This is a genomic window from Bifidobacterium pullorum subsp. saeculare (assembly GCF_016899725.1).
Classification (GTDB): Bacteria; Actinomycetota; Actinomycetes; order Actinomycetales; family Bifidobacteriaceae; genus Bifidobacterium; species Bifidobacterium pullorum_C.
Window position 1 is genome coordinate 1 of the sequence record NZ_JACLYU010000210.1, and the last position, 454, is coordinate 454.

Genomic DNA, 454 nt, shown 5'->3' on the forward strand with positions numbered 1-454 from the left:
ATATAGTCGCGGATGTTCTCTAGGTCCAGTTTTGCCAAGGTCGAGTAGTTGGGCTCATTCATCTCCGGTCCCCTCGCTCGGATCTATGCCAAGCGATGCGCAGACCTCTTCGAAGGGAATCCACCCGTGCTCTTCGCCGGACTTACGGCCGAGTTCGGCCTGAGCGTAGAGGTACTGGTTGTACAGACGGGAATTGAGGTCGTAGTCCGCCATGTCCACGATGGCGTAGCAACCGCGGCCGTTGCGCGTCAGGAAGACGGGGGAGCCGGGGCGGACGTCGGCGAGGACCTCGGTGTAGTTGCGCAGGTCGGAAACGGGCTTGATGACAGGCATGATTGACCTCCATATTTGCTGAATAATTCCACGATGAATTATACAGCTTGGCATGAGGGAACAATCGGGTGGTAAGGCTGCTTGCAACGCGCTCATAGTCGCTCCTTTCATCGGGTTACAA

At 56.6% G+C, this 454-nt stretch carries 1 protein-coding gene; it reads right to left on the reverse strand.

Going from position 1 to position 454, the window contains the following annotated elements:
* Nucleotides 1–54: 54 nt before the first annotated feature.
* Nucleotides 55–333 (reverse strand): hypothetical protein, encoded by a 279-nt coding sequence (locus tag H7U32_RS10210; protein WP_204469913.1) that lies wholly within the window; start codon nt 331–333, stop codon nt 55–57.
* Nucleotides 334–454 lie beyond the last annotated feature (121 nt).

Excerpts from the sequence above, each read along its gene's own strand:
- H7U32_RS10210 (WP_204469913.1), bottom strand. The coding sequence starts at position 333 with ATGCCTGTCATCAAGCCCGTTTCCGACCTGCGCAACTACACCGAGGTC.